At 48.6% G+C, this 867-nt stretch carries 2 protein-coding genes; both read right to left on the bottom strand.

Annotated features, from left to right (window positions below; genetic code table 11):
* Positions 1-148: 148 nt before the first annotated feature.
* A complete protein-coding gene (locus tag E8E68_RS00030; protein ID WP_266032212.1) occupies positions 149-424 on the bottom strand; it encodes a hypothetical protein in 276 nt (91 codons plus the stop codon).
* 9 nt (positions 425-433) lie between these two features.
* Positions 434-867: RHS repeat-associated core domain-containing protein (locus tag E8E68_RS00025; RefSeq protein ID WP_280339024.1), on the bottom strand; the 434-nt coding region annotated here is incomplete at its 5' end.

Below are 867 nucleotides of genomic sequence, written 5' to 3'. Positions count from 1 at the left end.
TTGCAACTGTGTGCCATGCCAGGTTTCTGCACGGACCAGGCGGTTCTCGCTGTCGTAGTGAAACGCTGATACACGCCGTTAATGCTGCCCTTGCAAGCGGACCTAGGCTTGCGGGCTGAGCGCTTTTGTGCGTCCCTGTCTCGAAAGATTAGTCTTCTTCACCATCTTCAAAATGAAAATGCTCCATAGACGCACAAGTGAAACCGCCTATAAATGATGGCGTCTTATGCTTATCTTCTGTTGCAGAAAAAAGACCATTTTCAATAGCCCAATCGTACACCCCCGTATTAGCGGGGTATCTTGTAAGCACTCCGCTCAATTTATGCCGCCTTATCCATTCCCTTGCGCCCTCCAAGGAAAAAAAAACACCAGAAGGGAATCGAGCCATGGACCCATTGAATAGCCATATTTCTTTGTTATCCACTTTAGCACCTCACTCCATAGACTGATATTTGTACCACTTCTGAATCTTCCCAACCACTTTGCGAATCACGGAGCGGTTGGCATCAACCAGCATTTGTTGCTTGGATGTTAGTTGAGGCGAGCCTTTTATTGGCTTTCCTGCTTGCCCTATCTTTGCTTCAGGGCCGCCACCTTTAACATGGAGATGAGCAGGACCATGATCTCCACTTCTCGTGTAGTGCACGATCTGAACTTCGCCGTTCTTAGCAACAACCTTAGGGGGCAAGTCAGGCTCAGTATATTTACCATTGCTTTTAGTGGAAAAACAATCACCGCTAAGTCCCCAGGGATCAATCCACCCTAGCGGATTCACCGCATACTGGTAAAGATTAATCTCACCCGCCAACCCAATCGGATCCTGCGTCGTAAACCGCCCCACCCCCGGATCGTAATACCGAAACGTAT

The organism is Pseudomonas sp. BN607 (assembly GCF_029871175.1).
In the GTDB taxonomy this organism is placed as follows: domain Bacteria; phylum Pseudomonadota; class Gammaproteobacteria; order Pseudomonadales; family Pseudomonadaceae; genus Aquipseudomonas.
Note: the sequence above shows the minus strand (reverse complement) of the source record. Positions and strands in the feature narration are given on the sequence as shown.